Source organism: Chimaeribacter coloradensis (assembly GCF_002858715.1).
GTDB lineage: Bacteria > Pseudomonadota > Gammaproteobacteria > Enterobacterales > Enterobacteriaceae > Chimaeribacter > Chimaeribacter coloradensis.
This window is the reverse complement of the sequence record NZ_PJZH01000028.1, coordinates 1-23,575: the sequence shown is the minus strand read 5'-3', so window position 1 is coordinate 23,575 and position 23,575 is coordinate 1. Positions and strand designations below refer to the sequence as shown.

Below are 23,575 nucleotides of genomic sequence, written 5' to 3'. Positions count from 1 at the left end.
TGAGGTCTTGATTCTGCGCTAAATAAGGTATTTTCATTTTTAATCACCACGGTAATTAAAAATGAGTACATCTCATAAAAACTTTTTTTGCGCATTTACCCCATCCGGGCTTTCCCTGATGGGGTTTTTTATTTCGTGCGGTTTATGCCGCCCCCCTGACGCCCCCCTTTTTTTATTTTCCTGCTTATTTATCGGGCTGAAATTTATGCCAGCACCGTTATTTTATTTCATGTGAAATTCACCGGTTTTATTTCACTTTTTTAAGATTTTAGGAATCCTCTTATGTCCCAGGCACAGCATTTTCCACTGGCCCGCAACGCCCATGAATACTGGGATCGGGGCCGTTTCCCCCGCCCTTTTGCGCTGCCGCGCAGAGAGATTACCCCGGTTAAAGCTTTGCCGCGGCCTGCCGATAACAGCCTCTCATGCTTTCTCTGTGCGGCACGCCTGCACAGGATTATTCTTATACAATTGCCATGAGTCACTATAATGAACACCTCTTCAAGCGCTGAAGGTTTCTTACCCACTGGGGTAATCGGAAATACCCGTCTGGTTACATTGTTTATTGTGATGTTAAGCAGCATCCTGCTGCTGTTCGCGGTCTCTATCGGGGCTTCCAGCTACTTCCTGAAAGAGAGCAACGATGCGCTGGTCGGGAATAACCAGGAGATCGCCACCCGCAAGGCGCTGACTGACAGCGCTAACCTGCTGAGCAGCGCGCGGCTGGTGCTGATTCAGGCCGCGTTTGCCTCACGTGTAAATGATACCGCGCTGTTCCAGGCGGACATCGATGCGGCTAAGAAGCTGATTGCCCAGTCCCAGTCGAGCTTTGACCGCTTTATCGCTAACAGCCGCCGCAGTGAGTCCGGCACCCAGTTCAATGCGGTGCTGAACCAGACTTACCACGCCTACCGCGATCAGGGCATTACGCCGATGATGGCGGCCACCGAAGCGGGCCGCTTTGAAGAGGTGCTGGCGCTGGAGTCCACCACGCTGAGCAAGCTGGAGAGCGCCTACCGCAAGCCGGTCTCTGAGTCCTCGGCGTCACGTACGGCGCAGGCCAATGAGATCAACGACCATGCGCGCGCCAATGCCAGCCTGGGCTACCTGATGATGGTGCTGGCCTTTGCCGCCGCCGTGGGCCTGGCGCTGCTGACCTATGTGGTGCTACGCCGCGCGGTGATCTCCCCGCTGCTGATGCTGGTGAACCGCATCCGCCAGATCGCCGCCGGTGATCTGACCCTGCCGGCGATGAACCCAGGCCGTAACGAGATTGGCGTGCTGGCCGGTAACCTTGACCTGATGCAGGAGGCGCTGGCGGTGACGGTGTCGGCGGTGCGCGAAGGGGCAGAGTCGATCCACCAGGGATCGGCAGAGATCGCCTCCGGCAACACCGATCTTTCCGCCCGGACTGAGCAGCAGGCGGCGTCACTGGAGCAGACCGCTGCCAGCATGGAGCAGCTCACCGCCACGGTGAAGCAGAACTCTGAAAACGCCCACCACGCCAGCCAGCTGGCTGCCAACGCCTCCAACAAGGCGCGCCAGGGCGGCACGCTGGTAGGTGACGTGGTCAGCACCATGGAGAGCATCTCCAAAAGCTCCGGCAAGATTGCCGAGATCACCACGGTCATCAACAGCATCGCTTTCCAGACCAACATCCTGGCGCTGAACGCGGCGGTTGAGGCGGCGCGTGCCGGTGAACAGGGGCGCGGCTTTGCCGTGGTGGCGAGTGAGGTGCGTAACCTGGCCCAGCGCAGTGCCGATGCGGCGAAAGAGATTGAGTCGCTGATTGAAGAATCGGTCACGCTGGTGGGTGAAGGGGCCGGCCTGGTGGCCAACGCCGGTGACACCATGCGCGAGATCGTCTCGGCGGTAACCAACGTCACCGACATCATGGGTGAGATCGCTTCCGCCTCCGATGAGCAGAGCCGCGGGATTTCACAGGTGAGCCTGGCGGTGTCTGAAATGGACAGCGTCACCCAGCAGAACGCCGCGCTGGTACAGCAGGCCTCTGCCGCCGCCGCCTCTCTGGAAGCGCAGGCCGCGCGCCTGACGCAATCTGTGGCGGTGTTCCGGCTGAACGGCCGCCAGCGCACGGCCGCCCCGGTGCGCCCGGCAAGCGCGGTGAAAACGCCCCGCCCTGTGCCGGCCCTGACGGCCAGCACGCCGGAAACCGGCAGCGTGCGTACCGGCCGGGTTAACGATACCGACTGGGAAACCTTCTGATCTGCACCTGCAGACGCAGGGTTCAGGCGTAAAAAAGGGCAGCCACGGCTGCCCTTATTCCTTTCAGCGACCGGCTATGCGTCGCGCGGCTCCACAAAGGTGCCGTCCAGGCTGTCCACTTCATTAAAGAACCAGATGCCGGTGGGGTAATCCTCCAGCTGCACCAGATACATAACCCCTTCGTTAAATTGTTCAACGGCCAGGATAACGCCCTCCCGGCGCGGGCCGCCGTCTGTTTTTACCGTGACCAGATCATTGACTTTCATGGCGTTGCCTCGCGTGTTCACTCAGAGTGAGATGCAGGCCCTCAGGCTACCACAGAGTGGCCGGGACTGTCTTTATCTGTATCTTTTCATAATTTTAACACTTCCCCGCGAGAATCTTGCGACAGCTTTCGCCTAGACTGGCTCTGTACTACCCCCCAAAGTAGTCGCTTCAAAAAACGATGTAACAAGGAACTTTGCCCGCTCACCGCGGGCTTTTTTTTTGCGCATTTTTTGCCTGCGCCCATAAAAAAACCCGCCGGAGCGGGTTGTGAGCGCAAAAGCGGGCGAACAGAAAACAAAAAACCCGCCGAGGCGGGTTGCTGTATTAAAAACAAAAAAACCCGCCGAGGCGGGTTTTTATAATCTCTGTTACAGTGCGGCGGCTTATTCAAGCCTGGTGCACGGCAGCAAGATTAGATAGCGGTAACGTTAGCCGCAGACGGACCTTTAGCACCGTTCTCGATGGAGAACTGTACGTTCTGGCCTTCAGCCAGGGTCTTGAAGCCGGTGTCCTGGATGGCAGAGAAGTGAACGAACACGTCTTTGCTGCCGTCAGCCGGAGTAATGAAGCCAAAGCCTTTAGACTCGTTGAACCACTTAACCTGACCTTTCATCATAGTCATGATAAATTCCTTAATATTAAAAATGTGACGCCGAAGGCGATATATAGCCGGCTTTCAGCCATTACTTATGAGGCACTCAAAAGGAAATTCGTCACAGAAGGGCTATCAACGATAACGCTTGGATTGAAACTTCTTTACTCAGGATGTCGTGCATAAATAGGTCTGTACCACAGGCCGAGATGCATTTACTCATAGCGGGGCAGTAATAGCAACTCTTTTTATGACATGCGGTGATGATTGCCGTGATTTCCATCACCCGCGCGCTGCCCTTCCCCCTGCCCCGCGCCGGACGGGGCGCGGCCCCGCCGGGTTTCCCGCCCGGTTACCCGGGGCGTTTTTCACGGTAAAATTTCGCCTACCGTGTGCCGCACGTAGGCGGTGATCTGCGCCAGATCGTCCGGCCCGGCGTGGTCGCCGCCGATTTGCCGCACTTTCTCATCCAGATGGGCGATGTCCTGCTCCACTTTATTGGCGATCTGCACCTGGACGATCTTGTCCACCGACGCGATCAGCGCCCGCAACACCGCCTTGATGGCGAAGGTTTCGCAGAAGGAGTCATACGTCTGGCCATTCACCGCAGGCGGACGCGGTTCCGGGCGGGGAGCAAGCGCTTTCAGATTTTCTACATGTTCAATAATACGATCGATATCGATAAGTAACTGATCTAACTCTTTTGCCACTTTTTTTCCTTCGCCCCCCGAAAACCGGGAAGAATACCACCCGCGCCACACCGGGAGAAGCCACCGCCCGGCAGCGCGCGCATTTATTTTTCGCTGCTCAGATCAAGGCTGCATGGCGCAGCTCATTTTTCAGGTAAGCGTAGTAGATAGGTGCCGCAATCACGCCCGGCAGCCCGAACGCGGACTCAAACACCAGCATCGCCAGCAGGATCTCCCAGGAGCGCGCGTTGATCCGGGTGCCGACAATCCGCGCATTCAGGAAATACTCCACCTTGTGGATGATGATCAGGTAGCTCAGCACCAGCAACGCCACCCAGAGCGACAGCGACAGCCCGACGATAAAGATCAGCGTGTTGGAAAGCAGGTTGCCGATCACCGGGATCAGCCCGAAGACAAATGTCGCCACCACCAAGGTTTTCGCCAGCGGCAGGTGAATGCCGAACAGCGGCAGCACGCCGAACAGGAACGCCGTGGAGAGCACGGTATTGATCAGCGAAATCTTGAACTGGGCGAACACAATGTTGCGGAACGCCGAGGCCAGCAGCTGCATCCGTTGCAGCAGCTCCGCTTTCAGCGGCGGGTAGGGCTGGGCGCTGTCATCGCGTTGCAGGGAGACAATCGCCCCCAGCACCATGCCGATCAGCATGGTAATAAACGTGTGGGCGGCGTTCTTGCCGATGTTCTGCAACATCACGATGTGCTCGCGCAGCCATTTCAGGAACTGGCGCTGCAACTCCTCAATATTGGTCGGCAGGTAGTGGGACATCACCGGCGACAGGCGGGACTGCGCATCCTCCAGCAGCGACGCCACCCGGGCATTGAACACCGCCGAGTTTTGCACATCGTCCATCAGGAAACTGATGATGCCGGTCACGGCCGCAATCAGGCCGCTGACCACCACGGTGCTGATCAGCGCCACCACCAGCCAGCGCGCCCGGTCACCGCTGATGATCTTCTGGAAATGGGGCGTCAGGGCGTTCACCAGTTCATACACCACAAAACCGGCGATGAAACACCCCAGCAGATGCAGCGGCAGCAGCAGTAACAAGCCGCCGAGCACCACCACCAGGCTTAACCAACGAATTTGATTCAACGACATGATCTGCATTGCAAAAGTCCTTATGCCCTACCCGCGTACGCTACGCGCCGGGCGCATCATACCATTTCAGGCAAACCTCCCGCAGCGCCCATTTACGCTTCCCTGCCCGTGAGCAGGATTCCGGGCCGCACCGAAGGCTTTGATAAGCCACAACGCAGATTTCACTTTATAAAATCGCCGGAAAAAAGTGAAAATTCACCAACCCTGTTAATAAATCATGGAGAGAAGAGGCAAGCCCACCGCCTTGCTGTCATTGCCTGTTCCCGGCAATCGCCTGTTATCCGGCGATTATTTCCTTTCAGCATTTCGTTTCAGCGGAGCTATTCTGCTTAACTGTTTTTAAACCGCACTGAAATAAAGATTAGTCTCGCTGATTAGTGGTAAACCGGTTACCGCCTGATTAAATAACCCGGGAGCCCCCCTGTGTCAGCCGGATTTAATCCGTAACAGGCTCAGGCGGCCGCCAAATACGGCACCGGTATCCAGATAAAGCTGGTTGAGAAATTTAAACGGCCGCTTTAACGGCGTGTGGCCAAAAATAAAGAGATCGGCCCCGGCAATACGGCTGCCGCGCCCTTCCAGCGCGCGGGTAATACGCTTGCGGCTCCAGACCACCTCTTCGCCATCGACCGGCTGATCATACAGGTAGTGGCCGGCGGGGTAATCGGCATGGGCCACCACAATCTTCTGCGGCAGGTTGGCGACCTCAATAATCAGCGGCAACGCGTCGCAGCGGTGGATTAATGCCTCGGCCCGGCTCCGCGCCTCCCCTTTCAGGCGGTAGAACCAGTCGCCGCCGTTGCGCTGCCAGTTAAACTCCACGCCGCTCAGCAGCGCCATCAGCGCCATCTGCTCATGGTTGCCCAGCACCATGCGGAACCAGGGCGCGTCCAGCAACCCCAGGCAGCTCAGGCTCTACGGGCCGCGGTCGATCACATCACCCACGGCGATCACCAGATCCTGCTGGGGGTCAAAGGCCCGCGCCTGCAGCTGCTGCTGCAACGCCTGGTAGCAGCCGTGCACGTCACCGGCGACAAAAATCTGCCGGTAACAGCTGCCGTCAATACGGTGATACATAGCGGATTGGCCCTCACTGCACAGGAAATCGTATACAGATAAGGAGTATAGCGGGAAGCGGGGCGGGAAGCAGAAACAGGAGAACGCCGCCGGCAGGGGTGCCGGCGGCGTGTGCGCGTCACGAGGAAAACGCATCCTAAGTCAAAAAATAAAAGTGCGTGGCGTCAGACAGGCCAATTTATTTTTTAAATCAGTGCTTAAAGACTGAATTGCTGTGGCAATATTATGCGCGTTTCAGGATTAGCCATGACTATGGCTGTGGCGGCGGCGAAGAGACATCATTCGCGGACGCACGATAAGTTTTTTCTTCTCTTTTTCGCCGCGGTACATTTTGAACGCGTAAACAGAGAACGAGAGTAATATAACGGCCAAAGCGAACCAGACAAGCATAAAGACCTCCACAATAAGAGCCTATTTAATTCAGTAATCCTAATTATTTCCTGCATACGAAATATCTTAGACACTCAAAACATCACACACCCGCCCCCCGGGTGCAATCCGTGAAATCTAAAACTACGGGTTATTTTATGACTTTTCACTTCTTACGCGCCCTTCAAAAACCCGGAGAAGTGAAATGCCGGGATTTCACTTCTTTTTGTCCTTGTATAACAACCACCTGCTTAACCCTCACTGAAAAAGGGGATTTTCCTGCTTTTTTACGCACGAGCGGGGCAAAAGCGGCGGATCGGGCTGGTTCTCCCCGCTTTTGCGGTTAACCAGGCTGGGAAAACCACTGGAAATTGCAACAGAGAGAGCATAAAACATCTACATAGCTAATAAATCCCGGCAATTTGCTTAACAAAACGGGGGGCACCGCGTTTTGATTCGCCTGTCAACCCCCTCTCCGGGGCGCGTCCTGCCGGTTACCCCAAGTGAAATCACTTTCAGAGTTATTTTCCGCTGTCTATAGGCGGCGGACGAAACATGAAAAGCGCAAAAAATCGCCGGACGAACAACCTGGTAACACATTTGTTTCCCGCTTTACTTTTGAATTCTATATTCGCCCCAATTAACAGGTTAACGTCATCTATCATTAACAGACATATGCAGTTAACCGGCGCTGACACGCCTGCCGCATCAACGTAATGCGAAACTGCGCCACCACTGGAGGTTTCTATGCAATCTGAAGAACAACAACTTATTGATGGCCTGTTTGATCGCCTCAAACAGGCTGAATCCCAGACCGGCGCGCGCGACCGTGCCGCCGAGCAGCGCATTCAGGCGCGCATCCGTGAGCAGCCCGCCGCACCTTACTATATGGCGCAATCCATCATCATTCAGGAAGCGGCCCTGAAACGCATGGACCAGCGCGTCAAGGCGCTGGAAGCGCAGGTGAACGCCCTGCAACAGCAGGCGGCCCAGCCGCAGCAGAGCAGCGGCGGGTTCCTCTCGAATCTGTTTGGCGGCGGCCACCGCTCCGCCCCTGCCCCGCAGCAGGCCCCGAACTACCAGGCGGCCCAGCAGAACCAGGCGGCATGGAATAATGCGCCGCAGCAGCAACCCTATGGCCAGGGTTATGGCCAGCCTGCGGCTGCGCCGTCACGCGCGGGGAGCTTTATCGGTGGGGCATTGCAGACGGCCGCCGGGGTGGCGGGCGGGGTGATGCTGGCGGATATGCTGACCGGGATGTTCCACCACTCCCAGCCGGAAGAGATTGTGAACATCATTAATAATGATGAGCCGATGCCGGTGAACACCGCGGAAGACCAGAGCATGTTCCAGGCGTTTGATGAGTCCAACAATCTGGATACCTTTAACGGCACGGACGATCGCTATGCCGGCAACGGTTTCCTCGACCAACAGAATGACACCTTTGGCGATGACGGCTTTGGTGATGATTTCAACAATGACGATGACTCGTTCCTGTAACCTGCCTGCCCTGACTACGTAATGCCTCTGGTGCCTGCGCTCAATGCGTGGGCACCTTCCTTCTCTTTGCTGTCCAGACTGTTCAGTTTCTGCTGATAGGCCCTGACTTTGCGCCGCTTGTTGAGCGCCTGTACGCCTGCCGTCACGCAGATGCTGCCGGAGAGCAGCATCGGCCCCAGCGGGTGCCCGGTCACGCTCATCAGCACAAAATAGAGCCCCGAGACGCCGGCCAGCCACAGGGCGCTGTGGCCCATCCGGTGTTTTTCATTCAGTTGCCGTCGCAGACGTTCTTTTTCACTGATGCCCATCGGTTTTTCCTTGTCACTGTGAATGCCGGACACCTGATATGGGGGCCGTTCCCCTGAAATTCAAGCGGTTGACGGCCATTCGCTGCGGGGTTACTTCTTTTCGGAATCGATAAACGGCGGGATTTTCCGGCTCTCCCAGGCGGAAAGGATAGCCTCCCGGATGCGGTCAGCGCCGACGAAACCGACAAAAATCCCGACGATCGGCATCCAGGAGGCGTGCAGCCCGCTGGAACGCATCGCCGCCACCACCGCCAGCGTGGTCAGCACGCAGACCAGGCCGCCCACCAGCAGCTGCGCGCCGCGCCGCCCTTCGGCCAGCCCTGACCAGCAGGAGACAATAAACGCGGAGAGGCCGGTAAAAAAACCAAGGGGATGGTTGGCCAGCCAGGCACCGGCCTGTAACAGGTGGGAAAACCAGTCGGGTTCAGGGAGCAACATAAGCACCTCCAGGCCTGCATGTACCGGCGGCACGGGTGCGCCTGCCCGCTCTCTGACGGCGCACCCTCCGGCCCGGTTACATCGGGACGATTTTATAGCCGTATTGGTTCAGCAGCGCCTCATACGACTCCGGTGTGATGATAATTTGATCGTCTGCAAGAGGTAACACCCAGATCACCTCCTCGCCATCGGTATAAAGCTCATACCGCCCCCCGGCCGCAATAAATTCACGTAAATTGTCGAATGTCATAGCCATCGTTCCGATTAATTGTTCATCCCCTGCGGGGGCCTGTCCATTTAATCCTTTCGCGCGAATTTATATCTAAGACCTGAATAGCTTATCCATCAAATCAGCGGCGCTTACTTCAGGGCCGGGCGCACCCTTTCCGGGCGGCCTGCCGTGACCGGCCGGCATCAATAAAATGCGATGCCGGTTTGCCTGCCTGGCGGATAACGCGCTAAAACGGGGGCGCGACGGGGGCCAACACGCCCGGCAAGGAGTATTTACCGCCTCCCGCTTCAGGCTCACAATACCGGTAACCGCTCGCCCACCGGGGGCGTGGCCGGGGTGCCCGGCGGCTCATTTTTCTCAGTGAGATCGCCTGTTTCGCCCCTCAGGCCGCGCATGATCAGCATAGCACCTAAGCTCAAGGCTTACAATTATCTCAACTAAAAGCTTATTTATAAGCATAAACCTTATGGTATACTCGATTGATGAAACCATTAAACCGTTGTGAACCGGCCCTGGCAGCGCGGCTGGATGAGTTGCTGAAGATGAAGGGTATCTCCAAAGCGGAGATGGCCCGCATTGCCGGGGTCAGCCCGCAGTCCGTGAATGGCTGGTACCGCCGCGGGCAGATCAGCAAAACCTCTGCCATGCGGCTCTGCAGCACGCTTGGCGTGCCGCTGCTCTGGCTATTGGGTGAAGAGGTTGAGCCCGCCTCGGGCCTGACCTCACGCCAGCAGCGGATGCTGGATCTCTTCGATCAACTGCCGGATCTGGAACAGGAGAATATGTTGCAGGTGTTTGAGCGGCGGCTGAAAGAGCTGGATGACCTCACCGAAAGCTACCTGCAGCGCCGAAAACGCCCTTTCTGACCCGCCTCTTTCCGGCGGCACCCGCTGTGTCGCCGCCCCTCTTTTATAAGCTTTAGGTTGACAAAAAATACACCCTGCGCTTAACTTTTTCTCAGTGTGATCTTTTACCTGACAGCGGCCCTGTAGCCGGAGGCGACCATGCGTGCAGTGACAGCAGAGAAGAAACCAGGCAGTAAAGCAGCCACCGCGGCCTATCTGGCGCTGGCGGCGGAGAATGCGGCGCTGAAAACCCGGCTCACGGCGGCGCGCAAGCTGGCCGGGTGCGGCCGGGTGATATTTGCCATTGAGGCGCTGGGGGGTGCCCTGCGGGATCTGCCGGTCACCAATGCGGTGATTGCGGATATCGAAGCGCGCGCCGCCGGGAAGCTGGTGGCACATCTGCGGCAGCAGGCGCAGCACGCCCGCCGCAAAGGCTACCTGGCGCAGGCGAATGCCCTGAACCATGCCGCCGCCATCAGCGCGCAGTATGCCGCCGGGTTGCAGCCGGAGAGTGTTTCAGGCGCAGGAAAACGCAAATAAAGAACAGATTATTATCGTCAGGTGAAACAAAAGGAGGAAAAAGGGAAACAAACAGCGAAAAAAGAGTCAGGCGGGAGGTTTATCACAGACAGGGAGCAGCGTAAGTGCTTGAATAGTGGCGGAGAGAGGGGGATTTGAACCCCCGGTAGAGTTACCCCTACTCCGGTTTTCGAGACCGGTCCGTTCAGCCGCTCCGGCATCTCTCCGTAATTGCGGTTGCCATCATGCCCTGTTTTGCGGCATTTTTACAGCACTAACCGGTGCCCGGACGTTCGAGTGATCACTTTGCGAGCAAGATGATGATTAAGTGGCCGTGGAAAGTAACTTCCCCCTCCCCTCCCCCGTTTGATCAGTGGCCGGAGGCGCTGGCGATCCCGCTGTTCGCCCCGTTTAATGACGACGAAAAAGCGCAGCTCACCCAGCTGGCCGCCCAGTTTTTACGGCAAAAGCGGCTGGTGCCGCTCGAAGGGCTGGCACTGACCCCGCTGATGCAGGCGCGGCTGGCGCTGCTGTTTGCGCTGCCGGTGATGTCACTCGGGCTGGCGTGGCTGAACGGCTTCCATGATGTGCTGATCTACCCGGCACCGTTTTTGGTGGAGGATGTCTGGGAAGATGAGGCCGGGCTGGTGCACAGCGGGCCGGTGACGCACGCCGGGCAGAGCTGGGAACAGGGGCCGGTGGTGCTGAACTGGCAGGATGTGCAGGACTCCTTTGACCTCTCCGGGTTTAACCTGGTGGTGCACGAGGTGGCGCATAAGCTGGATCTGCGCAACGGCGGCGTGGTCAACGGCGTGCCGCCGATCCCGCTGCGCAGCGTCGCCGGTTGGGAGCAGCAGTTGCACGCCGCGATGGACGCCATCCAGGAGGAGATCGATCTGGTGGGGGAAGAGGCGGCCAGCCTGGACGCCTACGCCGCCACTGACCCGGCAGAGTGCTTCGCCGTGCTCTCGGAATATTTCTTCAGTGCGCCGGAGCTGCTGGCCGGGCGTTTCCCGGCGCTCTACCCCCATTTTGCCGCTTTCTACCGGCAAGACCCGCTGGCGCGCCTGCAACGGCCGGTTGTTTAGTTGCTGAGCAGTCAGCAACGTTGTGTGATTTTGCCGTTGACAGGGTCGGGGTGTCTGGATATGATGCGCCCCGTTCACACGATTCCTCTGTAGTTCAGTCGGTAGAACGGCGGACTGTTAATCCGTATGTCACTGGTTCGAGTCCAGTCAGAGGAGCCAAATTCGAAAAGCCTGCTTTTAAAGCAGGCTTTTTTCGTTTCTGCCCGCCCTCATCGTCCTGCCCGGGCCGCGTCTGCGCCTCAACCCTGTGATTTATCACGCGCCGGGTAAATAAGGCGCAGGTTCTGACGGTATTTTCCCCGGGTTGTTCATAATGACAGCAAACGCACCGTTGCGCTTTTTTCTGCTTTGACAAGGCCGGGGCACCCCGTTATTATGCACCCCGTTCACACGATTCCTCTGTAGTTCAGTCGGTAGAACGGCGGACTGTTAATCCGTATGTCACTGGTTCGAGTCCAGTCAGAGGAGCCAAATTCGGAAAGCCTGCTTTTAAAGCAGGCTTTTTTCGTTTCTGCCTGTCCTGTTCTTTCATTCTTATCAAAAATAGCGGCTTGCCGGTTCCGGCTTTACACTGTTCCCTTTCTACCGTTAACGGGCTTCTCATGACTGCATTTCTCCCCCTTGCTGACCTCGGCCCGCGGCTGTGCATCCTTGGCCCGTCAAACAGCGGCAAATCGACCCTGGCGCACGCCATCGCCCATCAGCGCGGCTGCCCGGTGGTGCACCTTGACCAGCTCTATCACCTCCCCCATACCCGCTGGCAGCCCCGGCCGGAGGCGCAGTTTCTGGCGCTGCATCGTGCGGCAATCCAGGAGGAACGCTGGGTGATGGAGGGGAATTACACCCGCTGCCTGACGGAACGGCTGGAACGGGCGACCGGGGTGATCCTGCTGGATATCGCGTTACCGCAGATGCTGCTGCGTTATGTGCGCCGCACGCTGTTTGAACGTGAGCGGGTGGGCGGCATTGCGATGGGAAATCAACGGGATCGCATTACCCTTGAGATGCTGAAGTACCTGATTGTGACCACGCCGCAGAACAGGAAAAGGCACCGGCAATGCCTCGCTGGCTGCACGCTGCCGACCCTGTTTCTCTCTTCACCGGCGGAGGTCAACGCCTGCCGGCGAGCGTGGGCGCTGTAAAAAAATGCCGCACCGGGGCAGCCCGGCGCGGCATGGGTCAACGCACTGCTGTTACCTGTTTACGCATTTCCCCGCGTGGCAATGATGGCGTCGGCCACGTTGCGCGGCGCTTCGGCATAGTGGTCGAACTCCATGCTGTAGGAGGCGCGTCCCTGCGTCATGGATCGCAGCGTGGTGGCGTAGCTGAACATCTCCGAGAGCGGCACTTCTGCGCGGATCACCCGCGCGCCGTGCAGCTCATCCATGCCCTGCACCGTGCCGCGGCGTGACGAGAGGTAGCCCATTACCCCGCCCGCGTACTCTTCCGGCGTCTCCACCTCGACTTTCATTACCGGCTCCAGAATCACCGGGTCAGCCTGCCTGGCCGCCGCTTTAAAGCCGAAAATCGCCGCCATACGGAACGCCATCTCTGAGGAGTCCACCTCATGGTAGGAGCCGAAGGTCAGCGTGGCCTTGAGATCCACCACCGGGTAGCCCGCCAGAATGCCGTTGTTCAGCGCTTCGCGGATGCCCTTCTCCACCGACGGGATATAGTCGCGCGGCACCACGCCGCCTTTGGTGGCATCCTCAAAGCGGAAGCCGCTGCCGGGCGGCAGGGGTTCCAGCGTCAGCACCACATGGCCATACTGCCCCTTGCCGCCGGACTGACGCACAAACTTGCCTTCGACGTCGCGCACCGTTTTGCGGATGGTTTCGCGGTAGGTCACCTGCGGGCGGCCGATGTTGGCCTCCACGCCGAACTCACGCCGCATCCGGTCAACGATGATCTCCAGATGCAATTCGCCCATGCCGGAGATGATGCTCTGCCCGGACTGCTCATCGGTATGCAGGCGGAAAGAGGGATCCTCGGCCGCCAGCCGCTGCAGGGCGATGCCCATCTTCTCCTGGTCGCCCTGGGTTTTCGGCTCAATGGCGAGCGAAATCACCGGCTCCGGGAACTCCATCCGCTCCAGGGTGATCACCGCCTGCGGGTCGCAGAGCGTTTCCCCGGTGGTGGCCTCTTTCAGCCCGACGCAGGCGGCGATGTCCCCGGCGCGGATCTCATCCACCTCGTGCCGGTCATTGGCGTGCATCTGCACAATGCGGCCGATGCGCTCTTTCTTGCCTTTCACCGCGTTGAAGACGCTGTCCCCTTTGCGCAGCACACCGGAGTAGACCCGCACAAAGGTGAGCTGGCCGACGTAGGGGTCAGTCATCAGCTTGAAGGCCAGCGCGGAGAAGGGCTCCTCATCCGCTGCATGGCGCTCTGCCGGCTGGCCCCGCTCATCCACGCCCTGCACGGCCGGGACATCCACCGGCGACGGCATCAGCTCGATCACGGCGTCGAGCATCCGCTGTACCCCTTTGTTTTTGAAGGCGCTGCCGCACAGCATCGGCTGGATCTCCCCGGCGAGGGTACGCAGCCGCAGCCCGAGCGTGACCTCCTGCTCATCCAGGTCGCCCTGCTCCAGGTATTTATCCATCAGCGCTTCCGTGGCCTCCGCCGCAGCGGACACCATCTTCTCGCGCCATTCCCGGGCGGTGGGCAGGAGTTCCTCCGGCACCGGCGCATAGCGGAAGGTCATGCCCTGGGTGGCGTCGTCCCAGTAGATGGCACGCATTTTGTTCAGGTCTACCACGCCGCTGAACTGCTCCTCGCTGCCGATGGGGATCACAACCGGCACCGGGCTGGCCTTCAGGCGGTCAACCATCATCTGCACCACGCGGAAGAAGTCGGCCCCGGCGCGGTCCATTTTGTTGACGAACGCCAGCCGCGGCACATGGTATTTGTTGGCCTGCCGCCACACGGTTTCTGACTGCGGCTGCACGCCGCCTACCGCGTCATACACCATCACCGCGCCGTCCAGCACGCGCATGGAGCGCTCCACCTCGATGGTGAAGTCAACGTGCCCGGGCGTATCGATGATGTTGATGCGGTGCGGCTCCGCGCTGTTATCCATCCCCGGCCAGAAGCAGCTCACCGCCGCCGAGGTGATGGTAATGCCGCGCTCCTGCTCCTGCGCCATCCAGTCTGTGGTTGCCGCGCCATCGTGCACCTCCCCCAGCTTGTGGCTCATCCCGGTGTAGAACAGGATGCGCTCGGTAGTGGTGGTTTTACCGGCATCGATGTGCGCGGAGATGCCGATGTTGCGATAACGTTCGATGGGAAGGGTCCGGGGCATGATGCGTCCTTAGTCAGGATGACGTTTAACGGGCGGCACCATTGCCGCCCGCAGAACAACTGACCTCAGCATAATACAACTGTACGTGTATAGTCGAACTATTTGCGCTAAAATTAACCACACGTAAGAAACGAGGGGATTTGCTATAGTAGCGGCCCGGCGGCGCAGCCTGCCGCCGATCTCAACCTCAACAGGAAAACTATGATTGCCAACCACCCGGAAACGGATCAGATACGCCTGGAAAATGTGCTGCTGGCGTTGGGCAACCCGCTGCGGCTGGAGATTGTGCGGGCGCTGGCGCGCGAAGGTGAACAGGCATGCGGCGCGCTGCGGCGGGATGTGGCGAAATCCACCATGACCCACCACTGGCGGGTGTTGCGTGACAGCGGCGTCATCTGGCAGCGGCCGCAGGGGCGGGAGAACCTGATCTCCCTGCGCCGTGAGGATCTCGACGCCCGCTTCCCCGGCCTGCTGGATACCCTGCTGGCGGTGATGGACGGCCAGCCGGCCTGAGGCTAACGCGGGTTACGGGCCTTCAGCCAGCGCGTTTTCACCGGCTCCGGGGCCACTTCGCCCTGCTTCAGCCGCGGGTATTTCCACAGCCAGCGGCCGCTGACCATCCGCCAGTAGAAGAAGGCGCCGCGCACCATCCAGTCACAGAACATGCCGAGCCAGACCCCCACCACGCCGAGGCCGAGCACAATCCCCAGCGTGTAACCGGCCACCACGCGGCAGCCCCACATGCCGAGCATCGATACCCACATGGCGAAGCGCGCATCCCGCGCGCCCTTCAGCCCGGACGGCAGCACCCAGGAGGCGGCCCAGATCGGCATAAACAGCGCGTTCAGCCAGATCAGGTGTTTCACCACCTCTTTGACATCCTCCTCGCGGGTGTAGAACGAGGCGAACAGCCCGGCAAAGGGCGCGGTGCTCCAGGCGATCAGCGTCAGCCCAAACGTGGAGAGCCAGAACACATGGCGCAACTGCCGCTCCGCCTGCCCGACCTGCCCTTTGCCGAGCCGCTTGCCGACAATAATGGTGGAGGCGGAACCAAGGGCGTTGCCCGGCAGGTTAATCAGCGAGGCGATGGAGAAGGCGATAAAGTTACCGGCGATCACGTTGGTGCCCATGCCGGAGACGAACATCTGCGTCAGCAGTTTGCCGCTGTTAAACAGCACCGACTCAATGCTGGCGGGCAGGCCGATGCCCAGCACCTCCCACAGGATGTTCCACTTCAGCGGGGTAAAATAGCTGCGCAGGGAGATGTGCAGCGCCGGGTTAAAGCCGATCATCAGCACATAGATGATGGCGATCGCGCCGATATAGCGGGAGATGGTCAGCCCCAGCCCGGCCCCGACAAAGCCCATGCCGCCCCAGCCAAACAGGCCGTAGATCAGCAGGCTGCTGATGATGATGTTAAGGATGTTCATGCCGCCGTTGATCAACAGCGGGATCTTGGTGTTGCCCGCGCCGCGCAGCGCGCCGCTGCCGATCAGGGCGATCGCCGCTGCCGGGTAGCTCCAGACGGTGGTCTGCAAATAGGAGAGCGCCAGCACTTTCACTTCCGGGGTGGCCGCCCCGGCAATCACATCGATGATCTGCTCCCCGGCGAGGTGGATGCCGCCCGCCAGCAGCACAGAGACCAGGGTCATCAGCACCAGGGACTGGCGCGCCGCCGCCCGCGCCCGTTTGCGGTCACGCTTGCCGAGGCTGAAGGCCACCACCACCGTGGTGCCGAGATCCACCGCCGCGAAGAAGGAGAGGATCACCATGTTGAAGCTGTCCGCCAGCCCGACCCCGGCCATCGCCTCTTTGCCGAGCCAGCTGACCAGGAAGGTGCTGAGCACCCCCATCAGCAGGACGCAGGTGTTCTCCAGGAAAATAGGCACGGCCAGCGGCGTGATCTCACGCCAGAACAGCACCCGGTAACTTTTACGGTTGGTATACCAGCGTGTGCGGGCAACGCGCTGGCGCACGGCATTGATGACGTCCAAGATTGACCTGCGAGAAGGTGAGTGAAACCACATTTCAAATAATGATTTACAAACGCACTTCCTGCAAAGTCTTTTTTTTACTCATTTTTTATCCCGCTCTTTTTGCACCTTTACGCCACCGCCGCCATCCGCGCCTCGGGGGCGGACTCATGGATCAGCGACAACAGAATCGTTTTCACCGCCGCGGCGGCAGCGGAGAGCGGCAGGCTGTCGGAGAGGCAGAGGGAGAGCGGAACCTGCAACGCCGGGCTGGTAATGCGTGACACCCAGGCGCGCGCCGGGCCGGCCAGCGCCCGCGCCGCTGACTCCGGCAGAATGGTCGCGCCCAGCCCGCCCGCCACCGCGGCCGCCAGGGTCGGGATGGATTCGATCTCCCCCACCACGTTGGCCTGCAAACGGCGCAACGCCAGCGCTTCATCGATCAGGGTGCGCATCACGTGATAGCTGCGCGGCAGGAACAGGCTAAGTTTCGCTACTTCTGACAGCTCGACAAACGCGCCGGGGTTCGGCACCGCAGCGCTGCCCACCAGGCAGAGATCCTCTTTCATCAGCGGCGTGATGCTCAGGCCGCTGATGGCTTTGTTGCCGTAGAGCACCGCCATGTCGATCCGCCCGTTGACCAGCGCCTCATTCAACGCACTGCCGACGTTTTCATTCAGGGAGAGCATGATGCCGGGGTGCTGCCCGCGAACTGCCTGCAACAGCGGCAACGCCAGCTGGGCGGCCGCCGGGCCGGGGGCCAGCCCCACCGACACCGGCCCGCTGAGCGCCTGCCCAACGCCGGTCACCGCGTTATGCGCCTGTTCACACTGGCGCAGGATGGTCTGCGCATGGGCATAGAGGATATTCCCCGCCTCAGTGGGCGTGACGCCGCGCTTGGTGCGGATCAGCAGCTGCTGCCGCAGCTCGCCCTCCAGCGTCGCCAGTTGCTGGCTCAGCGCAGGCTGGGCAATGTGCAGGATCTCCGCCGCCTGGGTCAGACTGCCGATCTCGACGATTTTCACAAAGTATTTTAACCGTCTTAAATTCATCGCTGCCTCCAAATGCATCAGGAAAGGAATAACCTGAAGAGAGACAGCAAGAAACAGGCCAACCCGGTGGCCACGGGCCATAGGTTAGGCTAATCACCCGGAATCTAACGGGAAACCCGTTCTCCCCCGCTGCTCCGGCGTTCCCGGCTACCGGGCGAGGGTGCGCACCCTGCACCAGCATAATGCAAACTTATGGCACGCCCGCACAGCGGGTGGTTACGCCGCAGACAGATTGGCGAAGGTTGCAGCAAACAGTTCTGCAAACGAAAACCGGGCTTTGACAAGCCTCCGGCAGGCCGCTATTATCCGCCCCGTTCACACGATTCCTCTGTAGTTCAGTCGGTAGAACGGCGGACTGTTAATCCGTATGTCACTGGTTCGAGTCCAGTCAGAGGAGCCAGATTTAAAGAAGCCCGCGCAGGAAACTGTGCGGGCTTTTTGCTTTTCTCTTTTTTTGCCGCGTCCGGCACCCCACCCTTTATTTCCTCTTAATGCTTTATGCCCGCTGAATAATTAATCCGGCATTATTTCGCGGGAATTTGTGACTGCACGCTAATTTCCCTCTGGGCGGTTGACACATTATCGGTAAATAACACTTTACCCTGGCATCAGCAACGACACGATTTCCCATAAAAATTAAAAATTACGTTAAAAAACAAGCAAAACAGTCAGATAAATCAATAAGAATTATTCCGCTGTAATTCAATGGACGCCGCCGCACGCCTCAATTACAACTACAGGGGTGATCACCTGACGTATCTATTTCCTTCCCCTATTTATCATGAGGAATGCCTGATGGACAGTTGCAAAGATATTGCCACCCTTCGCACCATTGAACCCACCAAAGACGGGCAGTTTATTATGGTGATCAGTTATTATTCGGACTGGCTGACCAATGGCGGGAAACCCAGCGGCGGCGGCCCCTTTGTGGCGCTGATGAATGATAAAACCTCCCCCGATGATAACGGCGAATATATTGTCACCAAGGGCGGCCACCGCTGGCACCGGGTGGCCGAGCAGCTGTTGCCGGTGGATTTCGGCTGCACCCCCGGCGGCACCAAAGACTGCACCCAGCATATGCGCGCTTACCTGAAAGCCTCGGCCAATAAAACGGTGGTGTTCCAGAACGGGCCGTGGCGGGTCAGCGGCACGCTCGATTTCACCCTGGTTAAGCGGATCATGTCTGATGATTCCGGCCGCTTTAAGATCAACCCGAAAAACTTTGACGGCGATTACGCCCTCATCATGGGCGACCCTACCGACAAACCCAACAGCGGCCGCAGCAGCCGGCTGGTGATTGACGGTGACCTGGTGGTGGACTGCGACAGCCGCGACACCGAGCTGAACGGCGTTTACATCAAGGGGCAGTGGTTCGTCGGCGGCCATATCCGCGTCAGCGGCTTCAACGGCACCGGCATCAACATGGATTCGGTCTGGGATTCCACCTTCGAGCGGCTCAGCGTGGAGCGCTGCGGCAATGTGAAAAAGTGGGCGCTGGAGATCGGCTCCTCCGGTGACACCTTCAACGCCACCCATATCAACTCCATCCAGTGTGAGCAGGCCTACCACCGCGGCATTTTCATCAACAACAACGTCCGCAACATGTTTGACAACATCCACGCCGAGCGGCTGATCGTGCTCACCGAAGATGACGGCACCACCGGGCTGGCCTCCGGCCTGAAGTACCAGAACCACAGCATCATCATCGGCAACAGCACCATCAACCAGGTGTTTATGGACGCCGCGCTGGATGACTCCACCACCGGCCAGAAACCGGGCGTCACCACCAAATTGTCGGTGAATATCGGCACCGACCGGGCGGAGATCAGGAACTTCAACGCCTCCGGCGCGGTGTGCAGCACCAGCTATGGCACCAAGTCGGTCTTCAGCAGTTGCCGCTTCGGCAGCTGGTACATCGCCGCCCCGGCCTCCCACATGACGCTGGCGGAACCGGAAATTGATGACCTGCTGATGGTGGAGCGCGATGTCACCATCATCAACCCAACGGTGGAAAAGCTCGATTTCCGCTACAACGCGCAGAATGTCAAGATCATCAAGGGCGAGCTGAAAGACATCTCTCTGAGCAGCAATATCCTCGGCAACATCACCTTCTACGACACCAAGATCACCGGCAAGGTGAACGGCACCAAAGTGGCCAGCAACGGCTATATGCCGGTGACCTTCAACAACTGTATCTTCACCGGCACCTTTGCCGGGGCGTACCAGTCCACGGCGATCGTTAACGGCGGCCATATCGCCACCGCCGCGCTGGTCTCCGGGGCATCGGTGCAGTTTTACAACGTGACGTTCGACAGCTTCAGCTGCACCGGCAACATCAGCTTTATCAGCCGGGGCTGCCAGGCGAAAACCGTCTCCGGCTGGAAGAACCCCAACCACACCTTCCCGGTCTACCCGGCCGGCACGCTGAATGAGCGGATCGGCAAAGCGGGTTCCGGCAACGGCATCCTCTACGTCAACGCGGACGGCACCCCCAACGGCTGGAAAATGGTTGTCACCATGCCGTAACGGCTTCTCGCGGGGGCAACGGATGCCCCCTTCTTTCCCTCCCCTGCGGCATTCATAAAGTGTGACCCGGTTCACCCCCTGCCCGCCTCCGGCTTTACAGTTCCCCGCGCCGCAGGCAGTGTAACGCTCAATTGTGAGCGCATAACATTTTACTGCCGGAGCCTGTGATGAGTGCTGATTCTGCTGCTGTACCCCGCTGTTCCCTGGCCGATCTGCTGGCCGCCCGCGCCTGGGAATCCCCGGTGATCACCCACCTGAACCGGCTGCCGGCCCACCCGCCGTTTGCCAGCTGGCGTGACCCGCAGGAAGCCCGGGACGACGCCCCCTCGCCCAGCCGCCACAGCCTGAACGGCGACTGGGCGTTCAGCTATTTCCCGCGCCCGGAGGCGGTGCCGGAAAGCTGGCTGGAGGCCGACCTGCCGGAGGCCGGGGTGCTGGCGGTGCCGTCCAACTGGCAGCTGGCGGGCTTTGACGCGCCGATCTACACCAACGTGCAGTACCCGATCCCGGTTAACCCGCCCTATGTGCCGGCGGAGAACCCCACCGGCTGCTACTCGCACCGGGTACGGGTGCCGGAGGGCTGGCTGGCCGCCGGGCAGACGCGCATCATTTTCGACGGCGTCAACGCGGCGTTCTACCTCTGGTGCAACGGGCAGTTTGTCGGGTTCTCGCAGGACAGCCGCCTGCCCGCCGAATTTGACCTGACGCCGTTCCTGCATGAGGGCGAGAACCGGCTGGCGGTGATGGTGCTGCGCTGGTGTGCGGGCAGCTATCTGGAAGATCAGGACATGTGGCGTATGAGCGGCATCTTCCGCGATGTCACGCTGCTGCATAAACCCGCGGTACACCTCACCGATGTGCGCCTGAGCACGCCGCTGGCGGCCGGGTTCCACCAGGGGGAACTGGTGGCCGAGGTGCACGCCAATCTGACGCCGGAACAGCAGGCAGACTACCAGGTGGCGGTGTCACTGTGGGACGGCGACCAGCAGGTGGCGATGCTCTGCCGCCCCTTCGGCAGCGGCCCGGTGGACGAGCGCGGCCACTACCATGACCGCGTCACCCTGCGCCTGCCGGTGGCGCAGCCGCGGCTCTGGAGCGCGGAGACACCGCACCTCTACCGGGTGGTGGTGTCGCTCTGCCCGGTTTCCGGCGATCTGCTGGAGGCGGAAGCCTATGACGCCGGTTTCCGGCAGGTGGCGATTGAGAACGGGCTGCTGACGCTGAACGGCCAGCCGCTGCTGATCCGCGGCACCAACCGCCACGAGCACCACCCGGATCGCGGCCAGGTGATGGATGAGGCGACGATGATCCGGGACATCGTGCTGATGAAGCAGCACAACTTCAACGCGGTGCGCTGCTCCCACTACCCGAACGTGCCGCGCTGGTACCAGCTCTGCGACCGCTACGGGCTGTATGTGGTGGATGAGGCGAACATTGAGACCCACGGCATGCAGCCGATGAACCGCCTGTCCGACGACCCGCGCTGGTTTGCGGCGTTCAGCGAGCGCGTCACGCGCATGGTGCAGCGCGACCGCAACCACGCCTGCATTATCCTCTGGTCGCTGGGCAATGAGTCCGGCCACGGCAGCACCCATGATGCGCTCTACCGCTGGGTGAAATCCGCTGACCCGACCCGCCCGGTGCAGTATGAGGGCGGCGGGGCCAACAGCGCCGCCACTGACATCATCTGCCCGATGTATGCGCGCGTGGATGAAGACCAGCCCTTCCCGGCGGTGCCGAAATGGTCGCTGGCGAAGTGGATCGGACTGCCGGGCGAGACGCGCCCGCTGATCCTGTGCGAGTACGCCCACGCGATGGGCAACAGCTTCGGCGGTTTCGACCGCTACTGGCGCGCTTTCCGCCAGCACCCACGGCTACAGGGCGGCTTCGTCTGGGATTGGGCCGATCAGTCCCTGACCCGGCTCGACGACCACGGCACGCCGTGGCAGGCCTACGGCGGTGATTTTGGCGACACCCCCAACGATCGCCAGTTCTGCATGAACGGGCTGGTGTTCGCTGACCGCACCCCGCACCCGTCGCTGTTTGAGGCGCAGCGCGCGCAGCAGTTCTTCCAGTTCCGCCTGACCGGCACTGACCCGCTGGCGCTGGAGATCCGCAGCGAATATCTGTTCCGCCACAGCGACAACGAGCAGTTGCAGTGGCGGATTGAGCAGGCGGGCAACGTGCTGGCCGGGGGGGAATTGCCCCTTGACCTGCCGCCGGGCGGCGTACAGCAGGTGACGCTGGACGCCGCCTGGCCCGCTGACCGGGAGTGCTGGCTGAATGTCGCGGTTGTCCAGCCCGCCGCGACCGCCTGGTCAGAGGCCGGGCACCGCAGCGCCTGGGATCAGTGGCCGCTGCCGCAGACGCTGGCCCTGCCGCCCACCCCGCCCGCCGGGGCCTCACCGGTGTTGCAGATAAGCGATGAGCGTTATGAGGTGCGCCACGGCGACCAGTGCTGGCAGTTCGACCGCGTGCACGGCACGCTGCAACAGTGGACGCAACGTGGCGAAGCGGGCCTGCTCTCGCCGCTGACGGATGAATTCGTGCGTGCCCCGTTGGACAATGACATCGGCGTCAGCGAGGTGACGCGCATCGACCCGAACGCCTGGGCCGAGCGCTGGAAAGCGGCCGGGCTGTATGAGCTTGCAGCGCAGCTGCTGGCGTTCAGTGCCGCACCGGTGCCGCAGGGGGTGCAGCTCAGCAGCGATCACCTCTACCTGGCGAACGGCCTCGGCGTGCTGCGCAGCCGCAAAACCTGGCTGATTGACCTTCAGGGGCAGCTGCATATTGATGTCACCGTGGAGGTCGCAGGCAACGTGCCGCCGCCGCGCATCGGCCTGCGAACCCGGCTGGCGGCGGTGGCAGAACAGGCGGAATGGCTCGGCCTCGGCCCGCATGAAAACTACCCGGACAGGAAACTGGCGGCGCAGCACGGCCGCTGGCACCTGCCGCTGGCGGCGATGAGCACACCCTATGTCTTCCCGACGGAAAACGGCCTGCGCTGTGACACCCGGCAACTGGCGTACGGCAGCTGGCAGATCGACGGCCGCTTCCACTTCAGCCTGAGCCGCCACAGCCGCGAACAGCTGACCACCACCAGCCACCGCCACCTGCTGCGTGACGAGCCGGGCACCTGGCTGCATCTGGACGGCGCGCACATGGGCGTCGGCGGCGATGACTCCTGGAGCCCGAGTGTGCATGCCGATTTCCTGCTGAGTGCGCCGGTCTACCGTTACCAGCTGACCCTCAGCCGCCGTTAAACGCGGGCGGCGCACCGGTGTGCGCCGCCAAATCGCTAAAAATATCAACGACGTGGGCAAAATAGCGTCAAACGCACCACTTTTTGTGACAACCCTTTGACAGCGCCGCAGCAGGCCGCTATTATCCGCCCCGTTCACACGATTCCTCTGTAGTTCAGTCGGTAGAACGGCGGACTGTTAATCCGTA

Annotated in this window: 20 protein-coding genes, 4 tRNA genes and 1 pseudogene; 13 read left to right on the top strand and 12 right to left on the bottom strand. The window is 60.2% G+C overall.

Annotation, left to right across the window (positions count from 1 at the left end; genetic code table 11):
• Positions 1 to 489: 489 nt before the first annotated feature.
• Positions 490 to 2,226 (top strand): methyl-accepting chemotaxis protein, encoded by a 1,737-nt coding sequence (locus tag CYR32_RS18145; RefSeq protein ID WP_101826559.1) that lies wholly within the window; start codon positions 490 to 492, stop codon positions 2,224 to 2,226.
• A gap of 74 nt (positions 2,227 to 2,300) precedes the next feature.
• Here the strand turns inward: CYR32_RS18145 and dsrB are convergent, their stop codons facing one another.
• A complete protein-coding gene (gene dsrB, locus CYR32_RS18140) occupies positions 2,301 to 2,492 on the bottom strand; it encodes a protein DsrB (protein WP_101826558.1) in 192 nt (63 codons plus the stop codon).
• 268 nt (positions 2,493 to 2,760) lie between these two features.
• On the opposite strand from dsrB, the gene CYR32_RS21725 reads away from it, so the two are divergent.
• Positions 2,761 to 2,913: a hypothetical protein gene (locus CYR32_RS21725; RefSeq protein WP_165698275.1), complete on the top strand. Its 153-nt coding sequence runs from the start codon at positions 2,761 to 2,763 to the stop codon at positions 2,911 to 2,913.
• Here CYR32_RS21725 and cspE read toward each other — a convergent pair.
• The 4 genes and pseudogenes from cspE to CYR32_RS18120 all read right to left on the bottom strand — a co-directional run bounded on the left by cspE (position 2,906) and on the right by CYR32_RS18120 (position 5,971).
• Positions 2,906 to 3,115, bottom strand: coding sequence for a transcription antiterminator/RNA stability regulator CspE (gene cspE, locus CYR32_RS18135; RefSeq protein WP_072928349.1), 210 nt, complete (start codon positions 3,113 to 3,115; stop codon positions 2,906 to 2,908). The genes CYR32_RS21725 and cspE overlap by 8 nt on opposite strands.
• Positions 3,116 to 3,453: 338 nt before the next feature.
• The gene (locus tag CYR32_RS18130; RefSeq protein ID WP_101826557.1) at positions 3,454 to 3,795 is read right to left on the bottom strand and encodes a hypothetical protein; all 342 of its coding nucleotides are present in this window, start codon (positions 3,793 to 3,795) and stop codon (positions 3,454 to 3,456) included.
• Between the two features lie 97 nt (positions 3,796 to 3,892).
• Positions 3,893 to 4,903 (bottom strand): AI-2E family transporter, encoded by a 1,011-nt coding sequence (locus CYR32_RS18125; RefSeq protein WP_101826556.1) that lies wholly within the window; start codon positions 4,901 to 4,903, stop codon positions 3,893 to 3,895.
• A gap of 417 nt (positions 4,904 to 5,320) precedes the next feature.
• Positions 5,321 to 5,971 (bottom strand): annotated as a pseudogene (locus tag CYR32_RS18120) (metallophosphoesterase).
• A gap of 1,116 nt (positions 5,972 to 7,087) precedes the next feature.
• On the opposite strand from CYR32_RS18120, the gene CYR32_RS18115 reads away from it, so the two are divergent.
• On the top strand, positions 7,088 to 7,840 hold the full coding sequence (locus CYR32_RS18115) for a DUF2076 domain-containing protein (protein WP_101826555.1): 753 nt from the start codon (positions 7,088 to 7,090) through the stop codon (positions 7,838 to 7,840).
• A 14-nt stretch (positions 7,841 to 7,854) separates the two neighbouring features.
• Here CYR32_RS18115 and CYR32_RS18110 read toward each other — a convergent pair whose 3' ends face one another.
• From CYR32_RS18110 to CYR32_RS21720, 3 genes are all read right to left on the bottom strand, one after another.
• Entirely contained in the window at positions 7,855 to 8,148 is a 294-nt protein-coding gene (locus CYR32_RS18110) for an ABC transporter ATP-binding protein (protein WP_175578832.1), read from the bottom strand.
• 90 nt (positions 8,149 to 8,238) lie between these two features.
• Complete coding sequence (locus tag CYR32_RS18105) at positions 8,239 to 8,586, bottom strand: phage holin family protein (protein ID WP_146000723.1); 348 nt, start codon at positions 8,584 to 8,586, stop codon at positions 8,239 to 8,241.
• A gap of 76 nt (positions 8,587 to 8,662) precedes the next feature.
• Positions 8,663 to 8,836: a hypothetical protein gene (locus tag CYR32_RS21720; protein WP_165698274.1), complete on the bottom strand. Its 174-nt coding sequence runs from the start codon at positions 8,834 to 8,836 to the stop codon at positions 8,663 to 8,665.
• A 464-nt stretch (positions 8,837 to 9,300) separates the two neighbouring features.
• On the opposite strand from CYR32_RS21720, the gene CYR32_RS18100 reads away from it, so the two are divergent.
• Both CYR32_RS18100 and CYR32_RS18095 read left to right on the top strand, forming a co-directional pair.
• Positions 9,301 to 9,684: a helix-turn-helix domain-containing protein gene (locus CYR32_RS18100; protein WP_101826553.1), complete on the top strand. Its 384-nt coding sequence runs from the start codon at positions 9,301 to 9,303 to the stop codon at positions 9,682 to 9,684.
• Between the two features lie 138 nt (positions 9,685 to 9,822).
• Entirely contained in the window at positions 9,823 to 10,203 is a 381-nt protein-coding gene (locus tag CYR32_RS18095; RefSeq protein WP_101826552.1) for a hypothetical protein, read from the top strand.
• Between the two features lie 116 nt (positions 10,204 to 10,319).
• Here the strand turns inward: CYR32_RS18095 and CYR32_RS18090 are convergent.
• Positions 10,320 to 10,409 (bottom strand) — tRNA-Ser (locus CYR32_RS18090).
• Positions 10,410 to 10,502: 93 nt separating this feature from the next.
• Between CYR32_RS18090 and mtfA the strand changes: the two genes are divergently transcribed.
• The 4 genes from mtfA (at position 10,503) to CYR32_RS18070 (ending at position 12,412) form a co-directional block, all read left to right on the top strand.
• Entirely contained in the window at positions 10,503 to 11,270 is a 768-nt protein-coding gene (gene mtfA, locus CYR32_RS18085) for a DgsA anti-repressor MtfA (protein WP_101826576.1), read from the top strand.
• A gap of 83 nt (positions 11,271 to 11,353) precedes the next feature.
• A tRNA-Asn gene (locus tag CYR32_RS18080) sits at positions 11,354 to 11,429 on the top strand.
• A gap of 236 nt (positions 11,430 to 11,665) precedes the next feature.
• Positions 11,666 to 11,741 (top strand) — tRNA-Asn (locus tag CYR32_RS18075).
• Between the two features lie 131 nt (positions 11,742 to 11,872).
• Positions 11,873 to 12,412: a P-loop NTPase family protein gene (locus CYR32_RS18070; RefSeq protein WP_101826551.1), complete on the top strand. Its 540-nt coding sequence runs from the start codon at positions 11,873 to 11,875 to the stop codon at positions 12,410 to 12,412.
• Positions 12,413 to 12,471: 59 nt separating this feature from the next.
• Here CYR32_RS18070 and fusA read toward each other — a convergent pair whose 3' ends face one another.
• Complete coding sequence (gene fusA / locus CYR32_RS18065) at positions 12,472 to 14,574, bottom strand: elongation factor G (protein ID WP_101826550.1); 2,103 nt, start codon at positions 14,572 to 14,574, stop codon at positions 12,472 to 12,474.
• Between the two features lie 201 nt (positions 14,575 to 14,775).
• Between fusA and CYR32_RS18060 the strand changes: the two genes are divergently transcribed.
• Entirely contained in the window at positions 14,776 to 15,087 is a 312-nt protein-coding gene (locus CYR32_RS18060) for an ArsR/SmtB family transcription factor (protein WP_101826549.1), read from the top strand.
• A 2-nt stretch (positions 15,088 to 15,089) separates the two neighbouring features.
• Here CYR32_RS18060 and CYR32_RS18055 read toward each other — a convergent pair whose 3' ends face one another.
• Complete coding sequence (locus CYR32_RS18055; RefSeq protein WP_146000722.1) at positions 15,090 to 16,601, bottom strand: EmmdR/YeeO family multidrug/toxin efflux MATE transporter; 1,512 nt, start codon at positions 16,599 to 16,601, stop codon at positions 15,090 to 15,092.
• 77 nt (positions 16,602 to 16,678) lie between these two features.
• The gene (gene nac / locus CYR32_RS18050; RefSeq protein WP_101826547.1) at positions 16,679 to 17,599 is read right to left on the bottom strand and encodes a nitrogen assimilation transcriptional regulator NAC; all 921 of its coding nucleotides are present in this window, start codon (positions 17,597 to 17,599) and stop codon (positions 16,679 to 16,681) included.
• Between the two features lie 324 nt (positions 17,600 to 17,923).
• On the opposite strand from nac, the gene CYR32_RS18045 reads away from it, so the two are divergent.
• From CYR32_RS18045 to CYR32_RS18035, 3 genes are all read left to right on the top strand, one after another.
• A tRNA-Asn gene (locus CYR32_RS18045) sits at positions 17,924 to 17,999 on the top strand.
• 395 nt (positions 18,000 to 18,394) lie between these two features.
• Positions 18,395 to 20,125 carry a hypothetical protein gene (locus tag CYR32_RS18040; RefSeq protein WP_101826546.1) on the top strand — a complete coding sequence of 577 codons (1,731 nt, stop codon included), beginning with the start codon at positions 18,395 to 18,397 and terminating at the stop codon, positions 20,123 to 20,125.
• 167 nt (positions 20,126 to 20,292) lie between these two features.
• A complete protein-coding gene (locus CYR32_RS18035; RefSeq protein WP_101826545.1) occupies positions 20,293 to 23,388 on the top strand; it encodes a beta-galactosidase in 3,096 nt (1,031 codons plus the stop codon).
• The last annotated feature ends 187 nt before the right edge of the window (positions 23,389 to 23,575 follow it).

Excerpts from the sequence above, each read along its gene's own strand:
- CYR32_RS18145 (WP_101826559.1), top strand. The coding sequence starts at position 490 with ATGAACACCTCTTCAAGCGCTGAAGGTTTCTTACCCACTGGGGTAATC.
- dsrB (WP_101826558.1), bottom strand. The coding sequence starts at position 2,492 with ATGAAAGTCAATGATCTGGTCACGGTAAAAACAGACGGCGGCCCGCGC.
- cspE (WP_072928349.1), bottom strand. The coding sequence starts at position 3,115 with ATGACTATGATGAAAGGTCAGGTTAAGTGGTTCAACGAGTCTAAAGGC.
- CYR32_RS18125 (WP_101826556.1), bottom strand. The coding sequence starts at position 4,903 with ATGCAGATCATGTCGTTGAATCAAATTCGTTGGTTAAGCCTGGTGGTG.
- CYR32_RS18115 (WP_101826555.1), top strand. The coding sequence starts at position 7,088 with ATGCAATCTGAAGAACAACAACTTATTGATGGCCTGTTTGATCGCCTC.
- CYR32_RS18110 (WP_175578832.1), bottom strand. The coding sequence starts at position 8,148 with ATGGGCATCAGTGAAAAAGAACGTCTGCGACGGCAACTGAATGAAAAA.
- CYR32_RS18105 (WP_146000723.1), bottom strand. The coding sequence starts at position 8,586 with ATGTTGCTCCCTGAACCCGACTGGTTTTCCCACCTGTTACAGGCCGGT.
- CYR32_RS21720 (WP_165698274.1), bottom strand. The coding sequence starts at position 8,836 with ATGACATTCGACAATTTACGTGAATTTATTGCGGCCGGGGGGCGGTAT.
- CYR32_RS18100 (WP_101826553.1), top strand. The coding sequence starts at position 9,301 with ATGAAACCATTAAACCGTTGTGAACCGGCCCTGGCAGCGCGGCTGGAT.
- CYR32_RS18095 (WP_101826552.1), top strand. The coding sequence starts at position 9,823 with ATGCGTGCAGTGACAGCAGAGAAGAAACCAGGCAGTAAAGCAGCCACC.
- mtfA (WP_101826576.1), top strand. The coding sequence starts at position 10,503 with ATGATTAAGTGGCCGTGGAAAGTAACTTCCCCCTCCCCTCCCCCGTTT.
- CYR32_RS18070 (WP_101826551.1), top strand. The coding sequence starts at position 11,873 with ATGACTGCATTTCTCCCCCTTGCTGACCTCGGCCCGCGGCTGTGCATC.
- fusA (WP_101826550.1), bottom strand. The coding sequence starts at position 14,574 with ATGCCCCGGACCCTTCCCATCGAACGTTATCGCAACATCGGCATCTCC.
- CYR32_RS18060 (WP_101826549.1), top strand. The coding sequence starts at position 14,776 with ATGATTGCCAACCACCCGGAAACGGATCAGATACGCCTGGAAAATGTG.
- CYR32_RS18055 (WP_146000722.1), bottom strand. The coding sequence starts at position 16,601 with ATGTGGTTTCACTCACCTTCTCGCAGGTCAATCTTGGACGTCATCAAT.
- nac (WP_101826547.1), bottom strand. The coding sequence starts at position 17,599 with ATGAATTTAAGACGGTTAAAATACTTTGTGAAAATCGTCGAGATCGGC.
- CYR32_RS18040 (WP_101826546.1), top strand. The coding sequence starts at position 18,395 with ATGGACAGTTGCAAAGATATTGCCACCCTTCGCACCATTGAACCCACC.
- CYR32_RS18035 (WP_101826545.1), top strand. The coding sequence starts at position 20,293 with ATGAGTGCTGATTCTGCTGCTGTACCCCGCTGTTCCCTGGCCGATCTG.